The sequence below is a fragment of the Terriglobus albidus genome (assembly GCF_025685425.1).
Taxonomy (GTDB): Bacteria; Acidobacteriota; Terriglobia; order Terriglobales; family Acidobacteriaceae; genus Terriglobus; species Terriglobus albidus.
Genome location: NZ_JAGTAS010000012.1, coordinates 1 through 1,091, shown reverse-complemented (window position 1 = coordinate 1,091; position 1,091 = coordinate 1). Strand labels below are relative to the sequence as shown.

Sequence of the window (1,091 nt, the reverse complement as noted above, 5' to 3'; positions counted from 1 at the left end):
AAATTTGACCGGTCGAAGCCGCACGTAAACGTGGGAACGATTGGGCATATCGATCACGGTAAGACGACGCTGACGGCAGCGATCACGAAGGTACTGTCGAAGCACAATCCGAAGAACGCGTTCCGTTCGTTTGACACGATTGACAACGCTCCTGAGGAGCGTGAGCGTGGTATCACGATCTCGACGTCGCACGTGGAGTACGAGACGGCGAACCGTCACTATGCTCACGTGGACTGCCCCGGCCACGCCGATTACATCAAGAACATGATCACGGGTGCGGCGCAGATGGACGGCGCGATCCTGGTGGTGGCGGCGACCGACGGTCCGATGCCGCAGACCAAGGAGCACGTTCTGCTGGCTCGCCAGGTAGGCGTACCGTACATTGTTGTGTTCCTGAACAAGTGCGATGCGGTTGAGGATCCTGAGCTGATCGACCTGGTGGAGATGGAAGTGCGTGAGCTTCTGTCGAAGTACGAGTTCCCGGGCGATGACGTTCCTGTGATCCGTGGCTCGGCTCTGGGCGCGCTGAACGGCGAAGCTCAGTGGGAAGCCAAGATCGACGAGCTGATGCAGGCGGTGGACGACAACGTTCCGCAGCCTGACCGCCTGGTCGACCTGTCGTTCCTGATGCCGATCGAAGATATCTTCTCGATCTCCGGCCGTGGAACCGTGGTTACGGGCCGTATCGAGCGTGGCAAGGTGAAGGTTGGCGAGGAAGTGGAGATCGTTGGTTTCCGCGACACCCGCAAGACCGTTGTCACCGGCGTGGAGATGTTCAAGAAACAGCTGGACGAGGGTCTGGCGGGCGATAACGCCGGTCTGTTGCTGCGCGGTGTCGCGAAGGAAGACGTTGAGCGCGGCATGGTGCTGGCCAAGACGGCGTCGATCACTCCGCACACGGTGTTCAAGGGCGAGGTGTACGTTCTGTCGAAGGAAGAGGGTGGCCGTCACACGCCGTTCTTCTCCAACTATCGTCCTCAGTTCTACTTCCGTACGACCGACGTTACGGGCACGGTCAAGCTGCCTGAGGGCCGCGAGATGGTGATGCCTGGCGACAATGTCAGCCTGGAAGTAACGCTGCACACACCGGT

1 protein-coding gene is annotated in these 1,091 nt (G+C 59.9%); it reads left to right on the top strand.

Features of this window, described 5'->3' with window-relative positions; genetic code table 11:
- Positions 1-1,091, top strand: a 1,091-nt coding sequence (gene tuf, locus OHL21_RS00075; protein WP_263415208.1) for an elongation factor Tu, incomplete at both ends; no start/stop codon positions are given.